The sequence below is a fragment of the Aliagarivorans marinus DSM 23064 genome (assembly GCF_000429485.1).
GTDB classification, from domain to species: Bacteria; Pseudomonadota; Gammaproteobacteria; order Enterobacterales; family Celerinatantimonadaceae; genus Aliagarivorans; species Aliagarivorans marinus.
The window spans coordinates 24,074-43,844 of sequence record NZ_AUBY01000014.1 but is presented as its reverse complement, the minus strand read 5'-3'; the positions used below and the strand labels follow the sequence as shown (position 1 = coordinate 43,844).

At 57.3% G+C, this 19,771-nt stretch carries 22 protein-coding genes; 15 read left to right on the top strand and 7 right to left on the bottom strand.

Going from position 1 to position 19,771, the window contains the following annotated elements; genetic code table 11:
* The first annotated feature begins 93 nt into the window (after positions 1–93).
* The 7 genes from G461_RS0105410 to G461_RS0105380 all read left to right on the top strand — a co-directional run bounded on the left by G461_RS0105410 (position 94) and on the right by G461_RS0105380 (position 6,593).
* The gene (locus tag G461_RS0105410; protein WP_026971059.1) at positions 94–1,209 is read left to right on the top strand and encodes a hypothetical protein; all 1,116 of its coding nucleotides are present in this window, start codon (positions 94–96) and stop codon (positions 1,207–1,209) included.
* 9 nt (positions 1,210–1,218) lie between these two features.
* Positions 1,219–2,994, top strand: a complete 1,776-nt coding sequence (locus tag G461_RS0105405) for a bifunctional lysophospholipid acyltransferase family protein/GNAT family N-acetyltransferase (RefSeq protein WP_035479457.1) — start codon at positions 1,219–1,221, stop codon at positions 2,992–2,994.
* Positions 2,978–3,481, top strand: coding sequence for a hypothetical protein (locus tag G461_RS23395; RefSeq protein WP_051333376.1), 504 nt, complete (start codon positions 2,978–2,980; stop codon positions 3,479–3,481). The genes G461_RS0105405 and G461_RS23395 overlap by 17 nt, the downstream gene beginning before the upstream one ends.
* Positions 3,481–4,245, top strand: coding sequence for an NRDE family protein (locus tag G461_RS0105395; RefSeq protein WP_026971057.1), 765 nt, complete (start codon positions 3,481–3,483; stop codon positions 4,243–4,245). The genes G461_RS23395 and G461_RS0105395 overlap by 1 nt, the downstream gene beginning before the upstream one ends.
* Positions 4,242–4,697: a YHS domain-containing (seleno)protein gene (locus G461_RS0105390; RefSeq protein WP_026971056.1), complete on the top strand. Its 456-nt coding sequence runs from the start codon at positions 4,242–4,244 to the stop codon at positions 4,695–4,697. Before G461_RS0105395 ends, G461_RS0105390 begins: the two co-directional genes overlap by 4 nt.
* Entirely contained in the window at positions 4,697–5,104 is a 408-nt protein-coding gene (locus G461_RS0105385; protein ID WP_026971055.1) for a hypothetical protein, read from the top strand. Before G461_RS0105390 ends, G461_RS0105385 begins: the two co-directional genes overlap by 1 nt.
* Before the next feature lie 61 nt (positions 5,105–5,165).
* Positions 5,166–6,593 carry a hypothetical protein gene (locus tag G461_RS0105380; RefSeq protein WP_026971054.1) on the top strand — a complete coding sequence of 476 codons (1,428 nt, stop codon included), beginning with the start codon at positions 5,166–5,168 and terminating at the stop codon, positions 6,591–6,593.
* A gap of 1 nt (position 6,594) precedes the next feature.
* On the opposite strand, the gene G461_RS0105375 is transcribed toward G461_RS0105380, so the two are convergent.
* From G461_RS0105375 to urtA, 7 genes are all read right to left on the bottom strand, one after another.
* Positions 6,595–7,038, bottom strand: coding sequence for an FKBP-type peptidyl-prolyl cis-trans isomerase (locus G461_RS0105375; protein WP_281171857.1), 444 nt, complete (start codon positions 7,036–7,038; stop codon positions 6,595–6,597).
* A 221-nt stretch (positions 7,039–7,259) separates the two neighbouring features.
* Positions 7,260–7,802, bottom strand: a complete 543-nt coding sequence (locus G461_RS0105365; RefSeq protein ID WP_026971053.1) for a hypothetical protein — start codon at positions 7,800–7,802, stop codon at positions 7,260–7,262.
* A 160-nt stretch (positions 7,803–7,962) separates the two neighbouring features.
* A complete protein-coding gene (gene urtE, locus G461_RS0105360) occupies positions 7,963–8,658 on the bottom strand; it encodes an urea ABC transporter ATP-binding subunit UrtE (RefSeq protein ID WP_026971052.1) in 696 nt (231 codons plus the stop codon).
* Positions 8,659–8,666: 8 nt separating this feature from the next.
* Positions 8,667–9,428, bottom strand: coding sequence for an urea ABC transporter ATP-binding protein UrtD (gene urtD, locus G461_RS0105355; protein WP_026959743.1), 762 nt, complete (start codon positions 9,426–9,428; stop codon positions 8,667–8,669).
* Complete coding sequence (gene urtC / locus G461_RS23390; protein WP_035479455.1) at positions 9,421–10,680, bottom strand: urea ABC transporter permease subunit UrtC; 1,260 nt, start codon at positions 10,678–10,680, stop codon at positions 9,421–9,423. Before urtC ends, urtD begins: the two co-directional genes overlap by 8 nt.
* 3 nt (positions 10,681–10,683) lie before the next feature.
* Positions 10,684–12,270 carry an urea ABC transporter permease subunit UrtB gene (gene urtB, locus G461_RS0105345; protein WP_035479453.1) on the bottom strand — a complete coding sequence of 529 codons (1,587 nt, stop codon included), beginning with the start codon at positions 12,268–12,270 and terminating at the stop codon, positions 10,684–10,686.
* A gap of 116 nt (positions 12,271–12,386) precedes the next feature.
* Positions 12,387–13,640: an urea ABC transporter substrate-binding protein gene (urtA, locus tag G461_RS0105340; RefSeq protein ID WP_157360247.1), complete on the bottom strand. Its 1,254-nt coding sequence runs from the start codon at positions 13,638–13,640 to the stop codon at positions 12,387–12,389.
* A gap of 477 nt (positions 13,641–14,117) precedes the next feature.
* On the opposite strand from urtA, the gene G461_RS0105335 reads away from it, so the two are divergent.
* From G461_RS0105335 to G461_RS23385, 8 genes are read left to right on the top strand one after another with little or no spacing between them, the layout of a single operon-like run.
* Complete coding sequence (locus tag G461_RS0105335; RefSeq protein ID WP_051333375.1) at positions 14,118–14,990, top strand: urease accessory protein UreD; 873 nt, start codon at positions 14,118–14,120, stop codon at positions 14,988–14,990.
* 10 nt (positions 14,991–15,000) lie between these two features.
* On the top strand, positions 15,001–15,303 hold the full coding sequence (ureA, locus tag G461_RS0105330) for an urease subunit gamma (RefSeq protein WP_026959748.1): 303 nt from the start codon (positions 15,001–15,003) through the stop codon (positions 15,301–15,303).
* A gap of 10 nt (positions 15,304–15,313) precedes the next feature.
* Positions 15,314–15,664 (top strand): urease subunit beta, encoded by a 351-nt coding sequence (locus G461_RS0105325; RefSeq protein WP_026971048.1) that lies wholly within the window; start codon positions 15,314–15,316, stop codon positions 15,662–15,664.
* The gene (ureC, locus tag G461_RS0105320) at positions 15,661–17,367 is read left to right on the top strand and encodes an urease subunit alpha (RefSeq protein WP_026959750.1); all 1,707 of its coding nucleotides are present in this window, start codon (positions 15,661–15,663) and stop codon (positions 17,365–17,367) included. The genes G461_RS0105325 and ureC overlap by 4 nt, the downstream gene beginning before the upstream one ends.
* 8 nt (positions 17,368–17,375) lie before the next feature.
* Positions 17,376–17,825 carry an urease accessory protein UreE gene (gene ureE, locus G461_RS0105315; RefSeq protein WP_026959751.1) on the top strand — a complete coding sequence of 150 codons (450 nt, stop codon included), beginning with the start codon at positions 17,376–17,378 and terminating at the stop codon, positions 17,823–17,825.
* The gene (locus G461_RS0105310; RefSeq protein ID WP_026971047.1) at positions 17,825–18,511 is read left to right on the top strand and encodes an urease accessory protein UreF; all 687 of its coding nucleotides are present in this window, start codon (positions 17,825–17,827) and stop codon (positions 18,509–18,511) included. The genes ureE and G461_RS0105310 overlap by 1 nt, the downstream gene beginning before the upstream one ends.
* Positions 18,512–18,542: 31 nt before the next feature.
* On the top strand, positions 18,543–19,175 hold the full coding sequence (ureG, locus tag G461_RS0105305) for an urease accessory protein UreG (RefSeq protein ID WP_026959753.1): 633 nt from the start codon (positions 18,543–18,545) through the stop codon (positions 19,173–19,175).
* A gap of 15 nt (positions 19,176–19,190) precedes the next feature.
* Positions 19,191–19,760 carry a HupE/UreJ family protein gene (locus G461_RS23385; RefSeq protein ID WP_051333374.1) on the top strand — a complete coding sequence of 190 codons (570 nt, stop codon included), beginning with the start codon at positions 19,191–19,193 and terminating at the stop codon, positions 19,758–19,760.
* The last annotated feature ends 11 nt before the right edge of the window (positions 19,761–19,771 follow it).

The following is a 19,771-nucleotide window of genomic DNA, read 5'->3' as shown; positions in this document are numbered from 1 at the left end:
CGTCATCATCTTCTGGTAGACGTGAATAGTTTTTCTCATCGCATCGGTCTTTCTCATGGCAACTCAGTTTTACACTCATACAAGGACGCATAAGTGACTAGAAAGCCCGAGAAACCCTATGTAAGCCCCGGCATGCCGCAACTCGACACCAGTGGAAAAACCACATCGTTTTTCGAGTTCTGGCCTGCGTGGGCGATGTACTTCCCGGTCGCAATCCAGTGGCTGCTGCTCAGCCTGCGCCATCGCAGCTTGATGCTGCCTTTACTGGCCAACCCGAAACTGCCGCTCTCAGGGATGGTGGGCGTGGCTAAGAGTGAACTGTTTGAACAGGCCCGCGGCCAATGCGCCGAGGCGATCCTGCCGTGGATCAAAGTGATACGCACCGCCCCCTTTGCCGATGAGCAGCTGCCGAAGATTGTGCAAGCCATGGAACAAGCCAATCTGGCCTTTCCACTGGTCGCCAAGCCCGATATCGGCTGCCGCGGCGTAGGCGTGAAGCTGGTGCACAACGAGCAAGAGCTGGCGGAGGCCTTCCGCCACTACCCAGCCGGCGCATCGATGCTGCTGCAAAAGCTGGCCCAGCATGAGGCTGAGGCCGGGGTGTTCTATGTACGCCACCCCAAAGCCGAGCAAGGCAAGATTGTCTCTTTGGCACTGAAGTACATGCCCTACGTGGTTGGCGATGGTCGCTCAAGCTTAAAAGAGCTGATCGCCCAAGACCCCCGTGCCAGCGAGCTGCAGCACCTGTATCTGCCACGCCATCAGGATCATCTGGACGACATCATCCCCGAGGGTGAAGCGTTTCGCCTGATCTTTGCCGCCTCGCACAGCCGCGGCGCGATCTTCCGCGATGCCAATGACCTGATTACCCCAGAGCTAAGTGCCGCCATCGATGGCCTGATGCAAGACCTGCCGGAGTTCTACTACGGGCGTTTGGATATCAAGTTCGCCGATATCGAGGCGCTGCAAACCGGTAAGGGCCTGGAGATTGTCGAGATCAACAGCGCCAGCTCGGAGTCGCTGCATATCTGGGATCGCGCCACCCCCTTGAGAGAAGCCGTTCGTTCGCTGCTGTTTCAGTACCGAACCCTATTCGAGCTGGGAGCCGCCCAACGTAAGCGCGGCTTTCGGCCACCACGCCTCCGGGAGCTGCTGCGACGCTGGCACCTGGAACGCACCCTGACCCCGCACTATCCAGAAACTGATTAGAGAATAACTATGACGGAGCAGTACAATCCCTTTCGCATCACCGTGGGACCTCGTTGGTTTTCAGCCACACTGGAACGGGCACTCGGCCTTTACCCATTGGCAGAGAAATACCAACAACGCCCAGAACACAGCAAGGACAATGCAGCAGAGTTTTTAGCGCACACAACCAAAGCGCTCGACTTCGACCTGCTGCTAAACAACCCCGAGGCACTGAAATCGCTGCCTGAGGAGGGCCCTTTGCTGATTGTGGCCAACCACCCGCTAGGCGGATTGGAAGGGGTGGCGATGAGTAAACTGCTTCTCAAATATCGACCCGATCTCAAGGTACTGACCAACGAGCTACTCGCCACCATCCCCGAGTTTAAAGACCTGTTTATCGGCGTGGATGTGCTGTCCAAGCAAGCGGCGAAGAAGAACGCCAAGGGCATCCGAACCGCCAGCAAGCACCTCTCTTCCGGTGGCGCGCTGATGATCTACCCCGCCGGACAGGTATCCTGCATCCAAAAGGGCAGCTGGAAGATCTGCGACCGTCAATGGAACAACTTGGTTGGCCGACTCGCCCGTCGCTACAAGCCCCATTGCCAAACCTTCTATGTGCAAGGCCGTAACTCCCGGCTGTTCTACCTAAGCGGGCTGATCCATCCGCGCCTGCGCACCCTGATGCTGCCGCGCGAGCTGCAAAACAAGGGGGCTCAGCAGTTCACCATGCAGGCTGGCGCGCTGATCTCCCCTAAAGACTACGCCGAGCTGGAGAGCGATCAGGCGGTCACCGACTACTTGCGCGTGGCCACCGAGCTACTGAGCCTACCTGCCAGTCAGCAACGCACGGAGGGCAGCAAGCTACCGCCACTGAGCCTGGTAGAATCACTTCCCAACGGTCGGGTATCGATCCGCCAGCAGTTAGATGAGCTGGAACCGCGTAAGCTGTTAAGCCAACGCGAATTCAGCGTCTACTGCGCCCCCTATACAGAGCTGGGGCCGCTGATGGACGAGATCGCGCTGGCCCGCGAGGTCACCTTCCGCGCGGTTGGTGAGGGCACCGGTAAGACCCTCGATAGCGACCAGTTCGATCCGCACTACTGGCATCTGTTTGTGTGGGATGACAAGGCCCACGCCTTGGTGGGCGGCTATCGTATCGGTCACGCCAAAGAGATTATCCGCGAGCACGGCCTGAATGCATTGTATAGCCGCTCGCTCTACCACTTCGATGAGAGCTATATCGAGCGCCTTGGCGACTGTCTGGAGATGGGCCGCTCCTTTGTGGTGCCCAAGTATCAGCGCCATCCACGCGCGCTAGACCTACTGTGGCAAGGCATCGGTCACTATGTGGCGAAGCAGCCGGAACACCACACCTTGTTTGGCTGCGTCAGCATCTCCCGCGAGCTGTCGACGCTGGCGCAGGCCTTTATCTCCGATTCGATGGTGTCGGCCTTCTGTGCCGAGCAAAAGTACCTGCAGAAGGTAAAACCGCTGACCCCCCTTAAGGTGAAGGGCAAGGTGTGGGACAAAGCGATCTTGTCCTCCATCAGCAGTATCTCGGCGATCAACAAGCTGGTAGGCCAGTGTGAGCCCGGTCGTTCGATACCCATCTTGCTGCGCCATTACCTGGCATTAAACGGGCGTTTTGTCTGTTTTTCAGTCAACACCAGCTTCAACCAATCGCTGGATGGGCTGATTGTTGTCGATTTACGTAAGACCCCGGAGAAATATTTACGACGTTACCTCGGTCCACAAGGATGTGCCGATTTTCTGGCTAAATGGAGAGACGATGAAGCTGCTGCTTAATGCAACCATAGATACTCTGGAACAAGTTAAACAACTGATTGGCTTTGCCTCGGGGCCGTTATATAACCAGCCCTCGGCGCATAGCCAGTCCGGGATCGGCCGCCATGTGCGGCACATCCTCGACCATTTTTGGGCGCTGCAGCTAGGGATGGAGCAAGGCGTGATCGACTACAACCAGCGCCAACGCGACTCAGAGCTGGAACAGCAGCCCGAGCTGGCACTGGCCCGTTGCCAGCAGTTAATCGAATGGCTAGATGGCCAGATCGAGCAAGACAACTCGCTGCAAGTCATCTCCGAGATATCGGTGCATGAGCAGCAGAACATCGAGGTGAGCAGCCTGCTCTCGCGTGAGCTGCTCTACTTGATTAACCACACCATCCACCATATCGCCTATGCCAAACTGCTCGGCCAACAGCTGGGGCTGCAGTTTGATGCGGCACTGGGCTTAGCTCCCAGCACCGCCAGCTACCTGCGAGGCCAAGGCTAATGTGTACCCTGAGTCTGCTGCGCAATGGCAACGATTGGCTGATCACCATGAATCGCGACGAAGCGCGCGATCGCCATGAAGGCCAGCTGCAGATCCGCCAGCACGGCACCTTGCACTACTGCTATCCGCTGGATCTGCGCGCCGAAGGCAGTTGGTTCGGCTTTAATCAGCAGGGCATAGCGGCTGCCTTACTCAATCGCTACCAAGACCCACAAGCGCTGCACAAGCAAAGCCGTGGTGCGCTGGTGCCGATGTTGCTGCAACATGCCGATGTCGACGCCGCGCTGCAGCAGCTGCGGGCGCAACAGCTAAGCCAGTTCAACCCCTTCGATTTGTTGCTGTTTGCTAACCGCCAACAGTGGCACCTGAGTTGGAATGGCCAGCAAGCTAGCTGGCAGCAGCTGGATAGCCCGGATAGCTGGATCCTTAGCTCATCATCCTTTGAAACCGACGCCACCTTGGCCTTTCGCTATCAACACTTCGAGGCATGGCTGACCCAGACTAAAGCCGAGGAGACCGAAGCGCTGGCCGATCAGATACTGGGGGACTTCCACCTCAACCGCGACGACCCGATTCGCTCGGTGATGATGGACCGCGAGATCGCCCACAGTAAGAGCATCTGCCAGCTGCTACTGAGCAGCAACCGTAAACAACTACGCTACTTCGATGAGACGTCGCTGAACCTTAGCCGTGAAGGCGTGAGCCCCAGCGAGCTACCGCGACGCCTTGTGACCTTCAAGCCGAACCCCAAGGAGGCCCTATGAAGCACTCACCACTCGCCCTGTTACTGGTACTGGCCAGCATCTTTTTGCCCGGTCAGGTAATGGCCGCCAAAGACCCGATCTTCACCCCGTGGAGCAACAATAAAGCGATTCGCGGCTATGATCCGGTGGCCTACTTTACCCAGCAAGCCGCGGTAAAAGGCAGCAAGCAATACACCCTGGAATGGCAAGGCGCCGATTGGCTGTTTAGCTCAGCGGAAAACCTGGCCGCCTTTGAGGCCGAGCCAGAGCGCTACGCCCCGCAATACGGTGGCTACTGCGCCTATGCCTTGGCCAACGATGAGCTGGCCCCCATCGACCCAGAGCAGTTCACCATTGTCGATGGCAAGCTTTATCTCAACTACAGTGCCAAGATCCAGCAGCGCTGGCTGAAAAATCGCGATGAATACATCAGCGATGCCGATGGCCACTGGCCAACGGTGCTAGAGCGCTAATGCTCAAACTCTATCGCCAAGGGCTACAAAGCCTCTCACCTTGGCAGATATCGCTGCTGGCAGCGGTGATTTATGGCAGCTGGGCGGGTTGGGTGAACAGCGACCATGGCAGCATGATCGCGCTGCGAGCAGGGCTGGTGCAAGCCAGCTATGCCTTTGTCTCAACCGCCTTGGTCACCTACATTGCCCGCTACTTCCTGCTCAAGCCCTGGCCGAGCCCTTGGCCGCTCGTCGCAGCATTGGCCGTGGGCTGGAGCTGCTTGCTGGCGATCCCACTTTTCCTACATCACTGGCAGAACACCCCGGATATCTTTGAGGCGATCGCGCCCGGATTAGCCATCGGCACCCTCTACCTTTACAGCTACTGCCACTACTTCGACGGCAATCGCGCCGAAGGCGCTAGCTAGCGGGGTCAGCGCGATGATCTGGCAGGTAACAATTGTCTGGCGGGTAGCAATGCTCTGGCGGATGGCACTGATACTCACCAGCGCACTGCTCGCCGCTTGCAGCAGCCGACCACCCGCTCCCCTCGACTGCCATCAAGCGTTAGAAGCGCTAGAGCAGCAGATCCACCGCGATATCGGCATTAGCCTCGGCAATTCCATCGACAACCTACCCGCTTTGCGCAGCGATCGCTTTGTCGAGAGCTGGCTGACAGAGCCACTCGAGCAGCCTCAGGCACAGGCGCTGATCGCTTACATGGCGGCGCTGGCCAAGCGTGCATGGCAACTGGAGTGGGCCCAGCTTTCCCCTGAGCAGCAGCTCGCTTGGGAGTCGCGACTAGCCACTCAAGCGCCACAAAGTGAGTTACCACTTACACACTGCTTAGAGCAGCAGCAATCAACCTATCAACAGCAATGGCAACACACCATTAGTCAGCTGCAAGGCCAAGAGCCGGACGACGATTATCAAGACTGGGCGCGGGTACTTGGCCTGTATCCCTTACTCAAGGGGCCGTTTAAACATGCCGTTGAGAAGGAGCAAGCGCGCCTTACGGCCGACTGGCAAGCGCATATCCACAGCCAAGACGATGCCCTTTATCTGCCTGACGACCACGCAATCGCGCCTCCATGGCCAACAGCCGATGCGCTAGGCCTGCCCCAGTTTAGCGCCGCACAGTGGCAGCAACTGGCCATGGCCTATGCGCCGCAGTGGCAGATCGCGGCCCGAGATCCCGCCAATCAGCCGGGTCGGGTTGAATATATTCAAGACGAGCAACTTACGGTAAATACCGATAAGCCCAGTTACTACCACTTTGTCAGCTTTGGCCGGCATCACCGGCAGACCACCACTCAACTGAACTATCTGTTGTGGTTTAGCGAGCGGCCCAAGCTGAGTCGTTTTGATTGGGTGGCGGGGCAGCACGACGCCCTGCTGTTTCGCATCCATCTCGACCAGCGCGGTGAGCTGTTGGCCATGGACAGCGTGCACCTCTGTGGCTGCTGGTATCAGTTGATGCTACCCGAGGGGCGCGGCTACACGGCGCAGGCGCAGGGCGAGCCGGTGATGATGCAGCGAGTGACCAGCGCTTTGCCGGTCAGGCTACAGGTATCTGCGGATGAGCATCATATCGTTGGGGTAGCAGCGGCCAGCGAGCCGAGCTCTGCCAGCCAAGCGATTGCACTCACGGCGCTGCCTTGGGATAGGCTGTATCAGCTTAGCGAGAGCCCAGCGCCGAACAATTCTGATAAGAGCTTGCCTAACTACTCATTTAAGAGCGCGTTTAACCGCGAGGGGATCGTGCCCGGCTCACAGCGCCCAGAGCGCTGGTTTTTCTGGCCGATGGGGGTTGCCGATGCGGGTAGCCTGCGCCGCTTGGGCGATCATGCCATCGCCTTTGTCGGCAAACGCTATTTCGACCAAGCCCGACTGTTAGAAACCCTAGGGGTCGAGTGAGTTACTCGAACTTAAGCAGACGAGCGTCCACCACCATCACTGCGTAAGGGCCAATCCCACTGCCATTACCTTTGCGTCCCCACGCCAGCTCAGGCGGGATCACAAACTCATAGCGAGAGCCCAGCGGCATCAGCTGCAGGCCTTCGCGCAGACCGGGGATCGCTTCTTGTAACGAGTATTTATCTGGCAGGCTTTCTTTGTAGGTATCTGCAATTACCGCACCGTCGGCCAGCAAGATGCGCTGGTTCACCGTCACCGTGTCGAACTCGGTTGGGGTCGGCCCTTCCACCTGCTCAATCACCCGATACATCAGACCTGAAGGCAGACAATGGACATCCGCTTTCTGCTGGTATTTGGTAATAAACTCTGCGCCGTTATTCTTGTTACTGCCTGCCGACCCTTTAGCCCGGCGGCGCTGATTGTTTCGTGCCATACGTCTTTTGATAACTTTCTGAAAAGCTCACCATTATACCAATCTGGATAAGTTAATGATCAGATATTGCGCAGGGAAAATCATTGAGGGCGAGGAGGCGCTTGCCGTAACTAGTGGACTAATTACAAAAGCGTTGACGCTGTCATCGATGATTTTAACCAGCAAGAATGATCAGTTACTTATGTAGATTGGTATCCTACCCATATCTTGGCAGCTATGCAGCGGCTCGGCCGCTAACTGCGGCTGGCATCATCCTGTTCTGTGGTGGTGGCGGTATTGGTAGGGTTACTGGCAGCCTCCTCAGGCTCCTGCTCGCTCTCGGCGGCCGACTCTTGCTGCGATTGCTGCAACGTTGCCACCAGTTGTTCGACTTGCGGACTCGGGCGGTGCTCAAGTTTCCATGACAGGTAGAGCAGCATGGCCAGACACAGCAGGTGCAAAGCTTCAAAGATAGCCAGTAGTAGCGGCAGGTTTAGCTGGGGCGCCAGCGCTCGATCAAGCAGATAGGCCAGTGCACAAGCTCGCAGTAACCACATGCCATGACGGCTGGCGTAGAGCAGCGAATAGGCCGCCAGTACACTGACAAAGAACAGGCTAAGCGCCCAAGGGAAGCTCAGTGGAAACGGCCCCAAGCGGGTGATCATATCCGATACCTGGAATGCCCCCGACAAGGCCTGCGATAACAAAGCCAGGCTGCCCAACAGGGCATAGGCGCTGACCGTAAAGCGTAACCAGCCACGATAGCGAACAGAGAGTAAGGAGTTGAGCTGGCGCATCACGGCCTCCAACGATAGCGAGCGTCAGCTCAATACTAGGGGGAGAATGACAAGGCTGTCCAAAGTTCCTGCCAATAAGCGCGACTGGGTCAAACAAAACCGCCTTCAGATACAACAAGGCCCTGCTGTTAGCAGGGCCTTTATTGAGCATCAAAGCGGACTATACGCTCATCCACTGCTTCACTTGCTGAGGATCAACCGCTTGCTTGTCGCCTTGCAGCACCACATTGCCCCGGTCCAGCACGGTGTAGTGATCGGCCAGCTCAACAGCGAAGTCGAAGTACTGCTCCACCAGCACGATGGCCATATCGCCACGGTCACGCAGGTGGGCCAGCACCCGTTGGATGTCCTTGATGATCGAAGGTTGGATCCCTTCGGTGGGTTCATCGAGCATCAACAGCTTGGGCTGCATCACCAGTGCCCGGGCAATCGCCAGCTGCTGCTGTTGACCACCGCTGAGGTCGCCGCCACGTCGGCCCAGCATCTTTTTCAGCACCGGGAACAGACGGTAGATCTCATCGGGGATTACTCGCTCAGATTTTGGCAGGACCGAGAAGCCGGTTTTCAGGTTCTCCAGCACCGTCAGTTGGCTGAAGATCTCCCGCCCCTGCGGCACAATCGCAATCCCCAGCTTGGCGCGCTGCGCCGCCGAGAGTTTGCTGATGTCCTTGCCTTCAAAGCGGATCTCGCCGCCTGAGATACGTTGCTGTCCGGCCAGCGAACGCAGCAGCGTGGTCTTGCCCACACCATTGCGCCCCAACACACAGCTGATTTGGCCCAGCTCGGCCTTTAGATCGATACCATACAGCGCCTGACTGGCACCGTAGTGGCTATCTACATTAGCAATTTCTAACATATATTCCCCTAGCGCCCCAGATACACTTCAATCACTTGTTGGTTCTGTTGAACCTGCTCCAGCGTGCCTTGTGCCAGCACCGAGCCCTCGTGCAACACGGTTACCGGGCAATCCAGCGCTTTCACAAAGTCCATATCGTGCTCCACCACCACCAGCGAGTGGTCTTGGGCCAGCTGCTTAAACAGCTCGGCGGTCAGCGCGGTCTCTTCATCGGTCATCCCGGCTGCCGGTTCGTCGATCAGCAGCAAGCGCGGCTCCTGCATAATCAACATACCGATCTCCAGCCACTGCTTCTGGCCGTGTGAGAGTGAGCCGGCCAGCCAACTGCGCTTGTCCTGCAGGCGGATCAACTCCAGCACCTCTTCGATGCGGCCAAAGGACTGGTTACTCAGCTTATGTAGCAGCGATTGGAACACCCCGCGGCCGCCAGAGAGCGCCAGCTCGAGGTTCTCGAATACCGTCAGGTTTTCAATCACCGAGGGCTTTTGGAACTTGCGACCAATCCCTAAGTTGGCGATTTCCGCCTCGTCGTGCTGGGTCAGGTCGATGTCTTGCTCGAACATCACGATGCCTTCATCGGGGCGGAGCTTTCCGGTGATCACATCCATCATGGTGGTTTTACCAGCACCATTGGGGCCGATAATCGCCCGCATCTCGCCGGGTTCCATAATCAGCGACAGGCTGTTGAGCGCCTTAAAGCCGTCGAAGCTCTTGGTGACGCCATCCACATACAGCAGGGTATTCTGTGGAATATGCTTTGGCTTAGACATTGGCGGCTCCTTGATCAAGGTTCTTGGGGGTCGGCTCAGCTTGCTGTTCCGGCTCCGGCGCTACCTGAGACGCTTGCTGAGGCTGTGGCTCAGCCTCAACAGCTTGCGCTTGAACCGGCGATTTTTCACTAACAGCCACTGAAGCCGCCTTGCTGCGGCGCATCTTGCTCAACTGAGCACTCAGCCCCACCACACCCTTGGGTAGCCACAATGTAGTTACCACAAACAGGCCGCCTAGGAAGAACAGCCACAGCTCGGGGAAGGCACCGGTAAACCAGGTCTTACCGAAGTTCACCATCCACGCGCCGAAGATCGCGCCAAACAAGGTGCCACGACCACCGACCGCTACCCAAACGATGCTCTCAATCGAGTTCAGCGGCGCAAACTCGCCCGGGTTGATGATGCCCACTTGCGGCACATACAGCGCACCGGCAACACCCGCCAACATGGCGGAAACCACAAACACAAACAGCTTAAAGCGCTCCACCCGATAGCCAATAAAGCGGGTACGGCTTTCGCTATCACGGATCGCAATCAGTACTCGGCCCAGCTTGGAGTTAACAATAAAACGACACAGCAGATAGCCACCAGCCAGCGCCAAGGCGCTCAGGCTAAACAGCGCGGCCCGGGTGCCCGGATGCTGCAGGTTAAAGCCCAAGATATCTTTAAAGTCAGTCAGGCCATTATTACCACCAAAGCCCATGTCATTGCGGAAGAAGGCCAGCATCAGCGCGTAGGTCAGTGCCTGGGTGATAATCGACAGATACACCCCGGTCACCCGCGAGCGGAAGGCCAAAAAACCAAACAGGAAGGCCAGAGCGCCCGGCACCAACAGCACCATCAGCATGGCGAAGCCGAACATATCAAAGCCCTGCCAATACCAAGGCAGCTCAGTCCAGTTCAGGAACACCATGAAGTCTGGCAACAGCGGGTTGGCGTACACCCCACGTTCACCAATTTGACGCATCAGGTACATGCCCATGGCGTAGCCGCCGAGGGCAAAGAAGGCGCCGTGGCCAAGGCTCAAGATACCGCAGTAGCCCCACACCAAGTCCACCGCAACCGCCAGCAAGGCGTAGCACAGGTATTTGCCCAGCAAGGTCACCCAATACGATGACAGATAAAAGGTATCGCCCGGCTCAAACACCAAGCTACAAAACGGCACGATAATCGCCAGTGCCAGTAGCACCGCCAGCAGGGCATTGCCCACCTTATCGCGCATCAGAAAAGATACGATAATAGAACGACTCATCGCTTAGTCCTCCACCATGCGGCCTTTCAGAGCGAACATGCCCCGAGGACGTTTTTGAATAAACAGGATGATAAATACCAGCACCAAAATCTTCGCCAGTACCGCACCGGTAAACGGTTCTGCCAGCTTGTTGGCCACCCCAAGGGTCATCGCAGCCACCACGGTACCGAACAGGTTGCCCACACCACCGAACACCACCACCATGAACGAGTCGATGATGTAGTTCTGGCCAAGGTTAGGACCAACGTTGGTTAGCTGGCTGAGTGCCACACCGGCAATACCGGCAACGCCTGAACCCAAACCAAAGGTCATGGCATCTACCCACGAGGAACGAATACCCATGGCGTTGGCCATTGCCCGGTTTTGCGTTACCGCGCGTACCTGCAGGCCGAAGAAGGTCTTGCTGATCAGCAGCCACAGCGCGGCGACCACCATAAAGCTGAAGATAATGATGTAGAGGCGGTTATAGGTCAGCGCCAGCACGCCGTTGATCTCCAGCGAGCCGCTCAGCCACTGCGGGGTGATTACCGCTTGGTTAAGTGGGCCAAAGATACTGCGCACCAACTGCTGGAGCACCAGGCTCAGACCAAAGGTCGCTAGCAGGGTTTCCAGAGGTCGGCCGTATAAGAAGCGAATAATCCCACGTTCAATCAGCACGCCCATGGCGCCCGATACCAAGAAGGCCGCAGGGATCGCCACCACCAAGGAAAGCTCGATATGCCCCGGCATCAGCTGCTGCACCACATAGGTGGTGTAGGCGCCCAGCATGATCATCTCGCCGTGGGCCATGTTGATCACGCCCATCACGCCGAAGGTGATCGCCAGACCAACCGCCGCCAATAGCAGCACTGCGCCTAAGCTCAGACCGAAGTACAGGTTCTCGGCAGCGCGATTGAGTTTAAGTAGCTGCTGGTTACGCGCCACCGACTCATTGATCGCCGCTAATACCTCAGCGTTTTGCTCGTCGGCTTGAGCCCGCAACAGCGCGTTACGCGAAGGGGCGTCCATACGCCCGCCCAGAAACTCTGCCGAGCTCTGGCGCTGGGCATCATCGCCATTTTCCAACAAGATAATCGCTTGCAGCTCGCGCAGTTTGTCCTGCACCTTGGCGCTGGTTTCAGCGACTAAGCGCTGCTCAACTAAGGGGAGCTGTTCGGCCTCTACGTTGGCCATCAACGAGCGCACCGCACTAAAGCGAGCATCTTCATCGGGGCCAGCCAGGGCCATCATTGCCAGACCCGAGCGGATCTCGCGACGTATTCTGTTGTTAACGGTAATCCGTTTTATTTTTGATTTGGCTACTTCACCGAGGGACTCGCCCTGTAGATCGGTAAGCAGGAAGCTCCTGCCACTCTTCGTTGCAATAACCAGCTGGCGATCGGCTTTCACGTAGTAAAGCTCAGCATCCAACATGCCTTGAAGCGCGACCGCATTACGCGGATCATCAAACTCCAGCATGGCTTCAATCGCTGCCAGTTTATCGTTACTGCTTTTTCCGGTCAGGCCGCTGGCGGCTTGTTGCCAATCGTCGGCGAGTACGCCGAAGCTCAGTACAACCAGTCCAACAAGACCGAGCAGTTTATTTAGCATAGTTTTCACGACAACCTCTCCTGGTGAAACTACTTTATGTGTGCGCACTGGCGTGCGCTTAGAAGCGGGGCAGCAAGGCTGCCCCGACTTAAGGCTTGGCTAGCTAACTACTGGGATTAGTAGTTTTGGCCAGAACACTGAGAGGTAGTGATGTTGAAGTTGCCGCAAGAGATCGGCGCGGTCCAGTCAGCCACCAGGTTGGCGCTCTCTGGCAGGTGATCGGTCCATGCATCACCGATTACACCACCAGCAGTTTGCCATACCACGTCGAATTGACCGTCAGATTGGATCTCACCGATCAGTACTGGCTTGGTCAGGTGGTGGTTGGTGTTCATTACCGCGTAGCCACCGGTCAGGTTAGGTACGGTAATGCCGTACATGGCGTCACGTACGCTGTCAACTTCCACAGAGCCGGCTTTCTCAACCGCTTCTGCCCACATCTTGAAGCCGATGTAGGTCGCTTCCATTGGGTCGTTAGTTACGCGCTCTTCGGAGCCGATAAAGCTCTGCCACGCACCGATGAACTCTTCATTCAGCTCGCTATCGGCGCTTTGGAAGTAGTTCCAAGCGGCCAAGTGACCGACCAGCGGCGCGGTATCAAAGCCAGATAGCTCTTCTTCACCCACCGAGAAGGCCACAACAGGAATGTCTTCCGCAGCGATGCCTTGGTTAGCCAGCTCTTTGTAGAACGGCACGTTGGCATCACCATTAATGGTGGACACTACTGCAGTCTTCTTGCCCGCTTCACCGAACTTCTTGATGTCAGATACGATGGTCTGCCAATCAGAGTGACCGAATGGGGTGTAAGAGATCATGATGTCTTCGTCAGCCACACCGGCAGTTTTCAGGTAGGCTTCCAAGATCTTGTTGGTGGTACGTGGGTAAACGTAGTCGGTTCCCGCCAATACCCAGCGCTCAACACCTTCTTCGCCCATCAGGTAATCCACTGCTGGGATAGCCTGCTGGTTTGGCGCAGCGCCGGTGTAGAATACGTTTTTAGAGCTCTCTTCGCCTTCGTACTGTACCGGGTAGAACAGCAGGCCGTTCAGCTCTTCAACCACTGGCAATACCGACTTACGCGATACCGACGTCCAGCAACCAAAGATCACATCTACCTGCTCTTTTTCCAGCAGTTCGCGCGCTTTCTCGGCGAATAGCGGCCAGTCAGAGGCAGGGTCAACCACAACCGGCTCGAGCTTCTTACCTAGCAAGCCACCGGCCTTATTCTGCTCTTCCACCATCATCAGTACGGTATCTTTCAAGGTGGTTTCACTGATAGCCATGGTGCCTGACAGCGAGTGCAATACCCCAACCTTGATGGTTTCTGCTGCTTGAGCCAGCGACATACCGGAGGTGAGCGCCAAAGCCATAGCTGAAGCGGCCAGCTGTTTGCTCCAGCGAGAAGAGTGTTGTTTCTGTTGTGTCATGGTTAAAGTCCTTTTTTATGTGTGTTTGCCGCTATCGAACGCTAGCTCTTCGACAGCGAGGCTAATCAGGCTGGAGCAGACTCTGTGCCAGATCCCCTCAGCCCAGAGCTGACGCGACTTTAGTCGCATGTGGGACATAATTATTCAGTGAAAACTGCACAATAAAGGCGCGAAGAATCAGCAGCTTGCACCAAAATGAGCAAAAACTCACAAAGCACCACTGTGGTGCACAAAAGCAGGAAATATCGCACCAATATGGTGCCCACCTCATTAAATAAGCTATTGATAAACTCAGTAAAGGCAGAAACCGCGCCCTTCTTCAAAGCTGGCTTAGTCTTTGCTCTTATCTATAGGTCTACCCCTTGGTGGTAGTCCGATTTCGAATAAAAATTCTAAAAAAAGCAGGAAATACCTCGTCCAATGGATGTTATTGAGCAAATGGAAGCGCAGACCGAGACCAGCTTGCGCAGCTGGCCTGCCCGTTTAGATCTCGGTTTTGCACAACTTGTGGGCAAGACCCGGCTACTGCATAACCATAGTCAGGGACCACTGCGCGTTCAGCGTCCTTTTTTCCCTGCTGACGACAGCGCCTGTCACTGTTATCTGTTGCATCCGCCCGGTGGTTTGGTCGCCGGCGACCATCTGCGTATCGGGGTAGATTGCGCTGAAGCGAGCCAAGTGCTGCTGACCACGCCCTCATCGGGCAAGGTTTATCGTTCCAACAAACTGCGCCAGGCACAGATCCAACAGCAGCAGTTTAGTTTGGCCGCCGACAGCCAACTGGAGTGGCTACCGCCAGAGACTATTGTGTTCGACGGCGCGCAGGGCGAGCTGCATTCTCGTTTCGACTTGGCCGAAGGCGCTCGCTTAATCGCCTGGGAGATCACCTGCCTGGGCCGCCAAGCGGGCAACCACCCGCTGACAGAAGGCAGCCTTAAGCAAAGTATTGAAGTGTGGCGCGGCGAGCGCCCACTGCTGCTGGAGCATACCCGTATCGATGCCGCCAGTAGCCTGAACAACCCCGCCGCATTAGCCGGCAAAACCGTCTACGCCTGTATGTTGGCCACGGTGGATCACCTAAGTGACACCGAGCAGCAACAAATCCAACAACAGCTGCGTGACATGATTGACGACAAGGCCTTGGCCCTGACCCTGATCCGCGGACTACTGGTGCTGCGCTATCTGGGGGATCGCGCCGATCGGGCCATGGATCACTTTAAAGCCAGCTGGCAAGTACTGCGTCCTTCTGTAATGGGACGCCCCGCCAGCCCGCCACGGATTTGGAATACCTGAGGATAGAGCTATGGAATTAAGCCCAAGAGAGAAAGATAAGCTGCTGTTATTCAGCGCCTTCTTGCTGGCCGAACGGCGCAAAGAGAAGGGATTGAAACTGAACTACCCGGAAGCTGTTGCCTATATCTCCGCTCAGATCGTTGAAGGTGCCCGCGAAGGCCGCAGCGTTGCCGAGCTGATGAGTTGGGGGCGCACCCTGCTCAGCCGTGAGGAAGTAATGGACGGCATCCCCGAGATGATCCATGAGGTTCAGGTTGAGGCCACCTTCCCCGATGGCACCAAGCTGGTCACCGTTCACAATCCCATCCCCTAAGGAGCAGAGCATGATCCCTGGAGAACTGATTATTGAAGCCGGTGAGATCGAACTGAATGTCGGCTTGGCGACCATCGAGGTCGAAGTATCTAACAGTGGCGACCGCCCCATCCAAGTGGGCTCGCACTACCATTTTGCCGAAACCAATCCCGCGCTGCTGTTCGACCGCGCCGCGGCACGTGGTTTTCGTCTGAACATCCCTGCCGGCACCGCCGTGCGCTTCGAGCCCGGCCAACACCGCTCCGTTGAGCTGGTAGCACTGGCCGGCGATCGTGAAGTCTTTGGCTTCCGCGGTGAGGTAATGGGCGATCTGGACAAAAGCGAGCAGATCGATGATGACGAACAAGGAGAGCAATCATGAGCAGCATGGATAAGCGCGCTTATGCCGAGATGTTCGGCCCCACCGTGGGCGACCGAGTTCGCCTCGGCGACACCGAACTGATCATCGAAGTAGAGAAAGACTTTGCCCAATACGGCAGCGAAGTGAAATTTGGCGGCGGTAAGGTAATCCGCGATGGCATGGGCCAAAGCCAGGCCGGTGCCAACAAGGTGCCGGACACCCTGATTACCAACGCCCTGATCCTCGATCACTGGGGCATCGTCAAAGCCGACGTGGCCATCAAAGATGGCCGTATTATGGCCATCGGTAAGGCCGGTAACCCGGACATTCAAGATAACATCGACATCAACATTGGTGCCGGTACCGAAGTGATTGCCGGCGAAGGCCAGATCTTGACCGCCGGCGGCGTTGACTCGCACATCCACTTTATCTGCCCACAGCAGATTGAAGAGGCGCTGATGTCAGGCACCACCACCATGATCGGTGGCGGTACTGGCCCTGCCACGGGCACCAACGCCACCACCTGTACTCCGGGTGCCTTCCACTTAGGCAAGATGCTGCAAGCCGCCGAAGAGTTTCCGATGAACATCGGCTTCCTCGGTAAGGGTAACGCCAGCCTACCGCGCCCTCTGGAAGAGCAGCTGCAAGCCGGCGCCATGGGCCTTAAGCTACACGAAGACTGGGGCACCACCCCGGCCTCCATCGACAACTGTCTGGAAGTGGCCGAGCGCTATGACGTGCAGGTGGCCATCCACACCGACACCCTGAACGAGTCCGGCTTTGTAGAAGACACCTTGGCCGCCTTTAAAGACCGGGTGATCCACACCTATCACACCGAAGGCGCTGGCGGCGGCCATGCCCCCGACATTATCACCGCCTGTGAGCTGCCCAACGTGCTGCCATCGTCCACCAACCCAACCCGCCCTTACACGGTCAACACCGTGGATGAGCATCTGGACATGTTGATGGTCTGTCACCACCTCGATCCGGCCATCCCTGAAGATGTGGCCTTTGCCGATTCGCGCATCCGCAAAGAGACCATCGCCTCGGAAGACATCCTGCATGATTTGGGCGCGTTCTCGATGATCGCCTCAGACTCACAAGCGATGGGCCGGGTGGGCGAGGTGATCTGCCGTACCTGGCAAACCGCCCACAAGATGAAGGTGCAGCGCGGCCTGCTGCCGGAAGACCAAGACCTCGGTTGCGATAACTTCCGCGCCAAGCGCTATGTGGCCAAATACACCATTAACCCTGCGATTACCCACGGGATCAGCGAGGAAGTGGGCTCGGTGGAAGTGGGCAAACTGGCCGACTTGGTGCTGTGGAAGCCGGCCTTCTTTGGCGTGAAGCCGTCGATGATTATTAAAGGTGGTGCGATTGCCGCAGCACCGATGGGCGATCCGAACGCCTCGATCCCCACTCCCCAGCCGGTGCACTACCGTCCGATGTTCGGCAGCTACGGTAAGGCCATGAAGCAGACCCGTATCAGCTTTGTTAGCCAAGCTGCACTAGAAGCCAACATCGACCGGGTATTGGGGCTGGAGAGTCAGGTTATCGCCTGTAAGAACACCCGCACTATCAGCAAGGCCGACATGATCCACAACAGCTACCAGCCCAAGATGGAGGTCAACTCCCAGACCTATGAGGTGCGGGCCGATGGCGTGTTGCTGGAGTGCGAGCCTGCCACTGAGCTACCGCTAGCTCAGCGTTACTTTTTGTTTTAGGAGCACCCATGTTAAAGGTCTATCAATGCCTCAAACACTGTCATGAAAAAGCTCGCCACCAGCTGGAGTTGAGCTTTGACCTGCGCAAAAAGGCCCGCTTCAAAGCGCTGACCACCGACGAAGTTGAGGTTGGCCTGTTCCTGCCACGTGGCCAAGTGCTGCAAGACGGCCAGGTGCTGCAAGCCGAAAGCGGCGAGCTGATCGAAGTGAAAAGCGCCGCCGAAGAAGTGGTTACCGCCTATGCCGACGATCCGCTGATCTTCGCCCGGGTGTGCTACCACCTCGGCAACCGCCACACTCCGCTACAGATCGGCGATAACTGGCTGCGTTTCCAGCCCGACCATGTGCTGCAGGATCTGGTGGAGATCTACGGCCTGCGCTGCGAGCAACATCAAGCGCCGTTTGAACCAGAGAGCGGTGCCTACCACAGCCATCTGCCAACGGGACATAGCCATTAATGGATAGCGCTCAGTTTAAGCCCGGTCTGGCGCAGCTACAGCTGCTGCGCCTCTCCTGCCCCTCGCTACCAGTGGGCGGCTTTGCCTACTCGCAAGGCTTGGAGTTTGCCATCGAAGAGGGCTGGGTCAGCAACCCTGAGCAGCTACGCGGCTGGCTGCAAGGGGTACTGACTGAAGGGCTGGCGCAGCTGGACCTACCTATTCTGGCAAGGCTTTATCACGCTTGGCAGCAAGGCGATTACTGCGAGTTCGAACGCTGGAATCTACGCCTGATTGCCAGCCGGGAAACCGCCGAGCTGGAGCTGGAAGACTTGCAGATGGGACGCGCCCTGCGCGAGCTACTGCGCAGCGTGGCGCCGGCTACCTTCGACAAGCTCCCCAGCGAGGACTACAGCTGGACGGCGGTATTCGCCGCCGCCGGTTGCCACTGGCAGATCCCACTGGATGCCCTGACTGATGGCTACCTGTGGAGCTGGCTGGAAAACCAATTAACCGTGGCAGGCAAAACCCTCCCCTTGGGGCAAACCGCCTGCCAGCTACTGTTGAACGATCTGCTGCCGCTGTTGCCGCAGGCGCGTCATCAAGGATTGAGTCTGAATGACTCTGAGATTGCCGGCTCGCTGCCCGCCTTAAGTATGGCCAGCAGCCTGCACGAAACCCAATACTGTCGCTTGTTCCGCTCGTGAACAAAAGGCATAGAAGAGCCAAGGAAATATTATGAGCAACAAACAAACCCTACGCGTCGGTGTCGGCGGCCCGGTCGGCTCGGGCAAGACTGCACTTCTCACCAACCTGTGCCGCGAGCTGCGCCACCGCTTTAATCTGGCCGTGGTCACCAACGACATCTACACCAAGGAAGATGCCCAGTTCCTGCTGCGTAACGAAGCATTGGAAGAAGACCGCATCCTTGGCGTGGAGACCGGCGGCTGCCCGCACACCGCCATCCGTGAAGATGCCTCAATGAACCTGGCGGCGATTGCCGAGCTGCAAAAGCGCCACCCGGGTTTGGACCTGGTGCTGGTAGAGAGCGGCGGCGATAACCTTAGTGCCACCTTTAGCCCGGAGCTGAGCGATCTGACCCTGTACGTTATCGACGTGAGCGCTGGCGACAAGATCCCCCGCAAAGGCGGCCCCGGTATCACCAAATCTGACCTGCTGATCATCAACAAAACCGACTTGGCCCCCATCGTGGGTGCGTCACTCGAGGTGATGGACCGCGATGCCAAGAAGATGCGCGGCGATCGCCCGTTTGTCTTCAGCAACCTGAAAAGCGGCCAAGGCCTACAAGAGATCATCAATTTCATTATCGAGCAAGGCATGCTGGAAGAGTCAGCTGCGCTCAGCAAATAAGGTAAGGAGAACCCCATGAAACATGCAATCGTTGCACTGCTACTGAGCCTGATGAGCGCACCGACCTGGGCGCACAACGGCGACCACCACGGCATTTGGTCTGGCCTGATGCACCCACTCACCGGTGTCGATCACCTGTTTGCCCTAAGCTTGATTGGCCTGCTGGCGGCGCGTCAGCTGACCCTAAGCCGCACCCTGCTGCTTGGCTTGGGTAGCTTTCTTATCGCGGCGATGATCGGTCAGCTTGGCTGGTTGCCACCGATGTTTGAAGCCACCTTGGCCCTGTCACTGATCATTCTGGCGGCGCTGGCGGCACGCGTTCTTAAGCTAAACAGCTACGCCCTGTTGCCACTGCTGGCAGGTCTGGCGGCAATGCATGGCTTGGCCCATGGCGCAGAAGCCCCGGGCGGCGCAGCCACTACCCAGTTCTTTGTTGGCTTCCTGCTAAGCTCAACCACCTTGCTAAGCCTTGGCCACCTCGCTGGTCGCGGCATCGAGCGCGGCATGCTGTCTAATCTGCTGCTGAAACTCAGCTCTGCCGCTTCTGCTGGCACCGGTCTGGCCCTTTTGCTTACTAACGGCTAGGACATTGCACG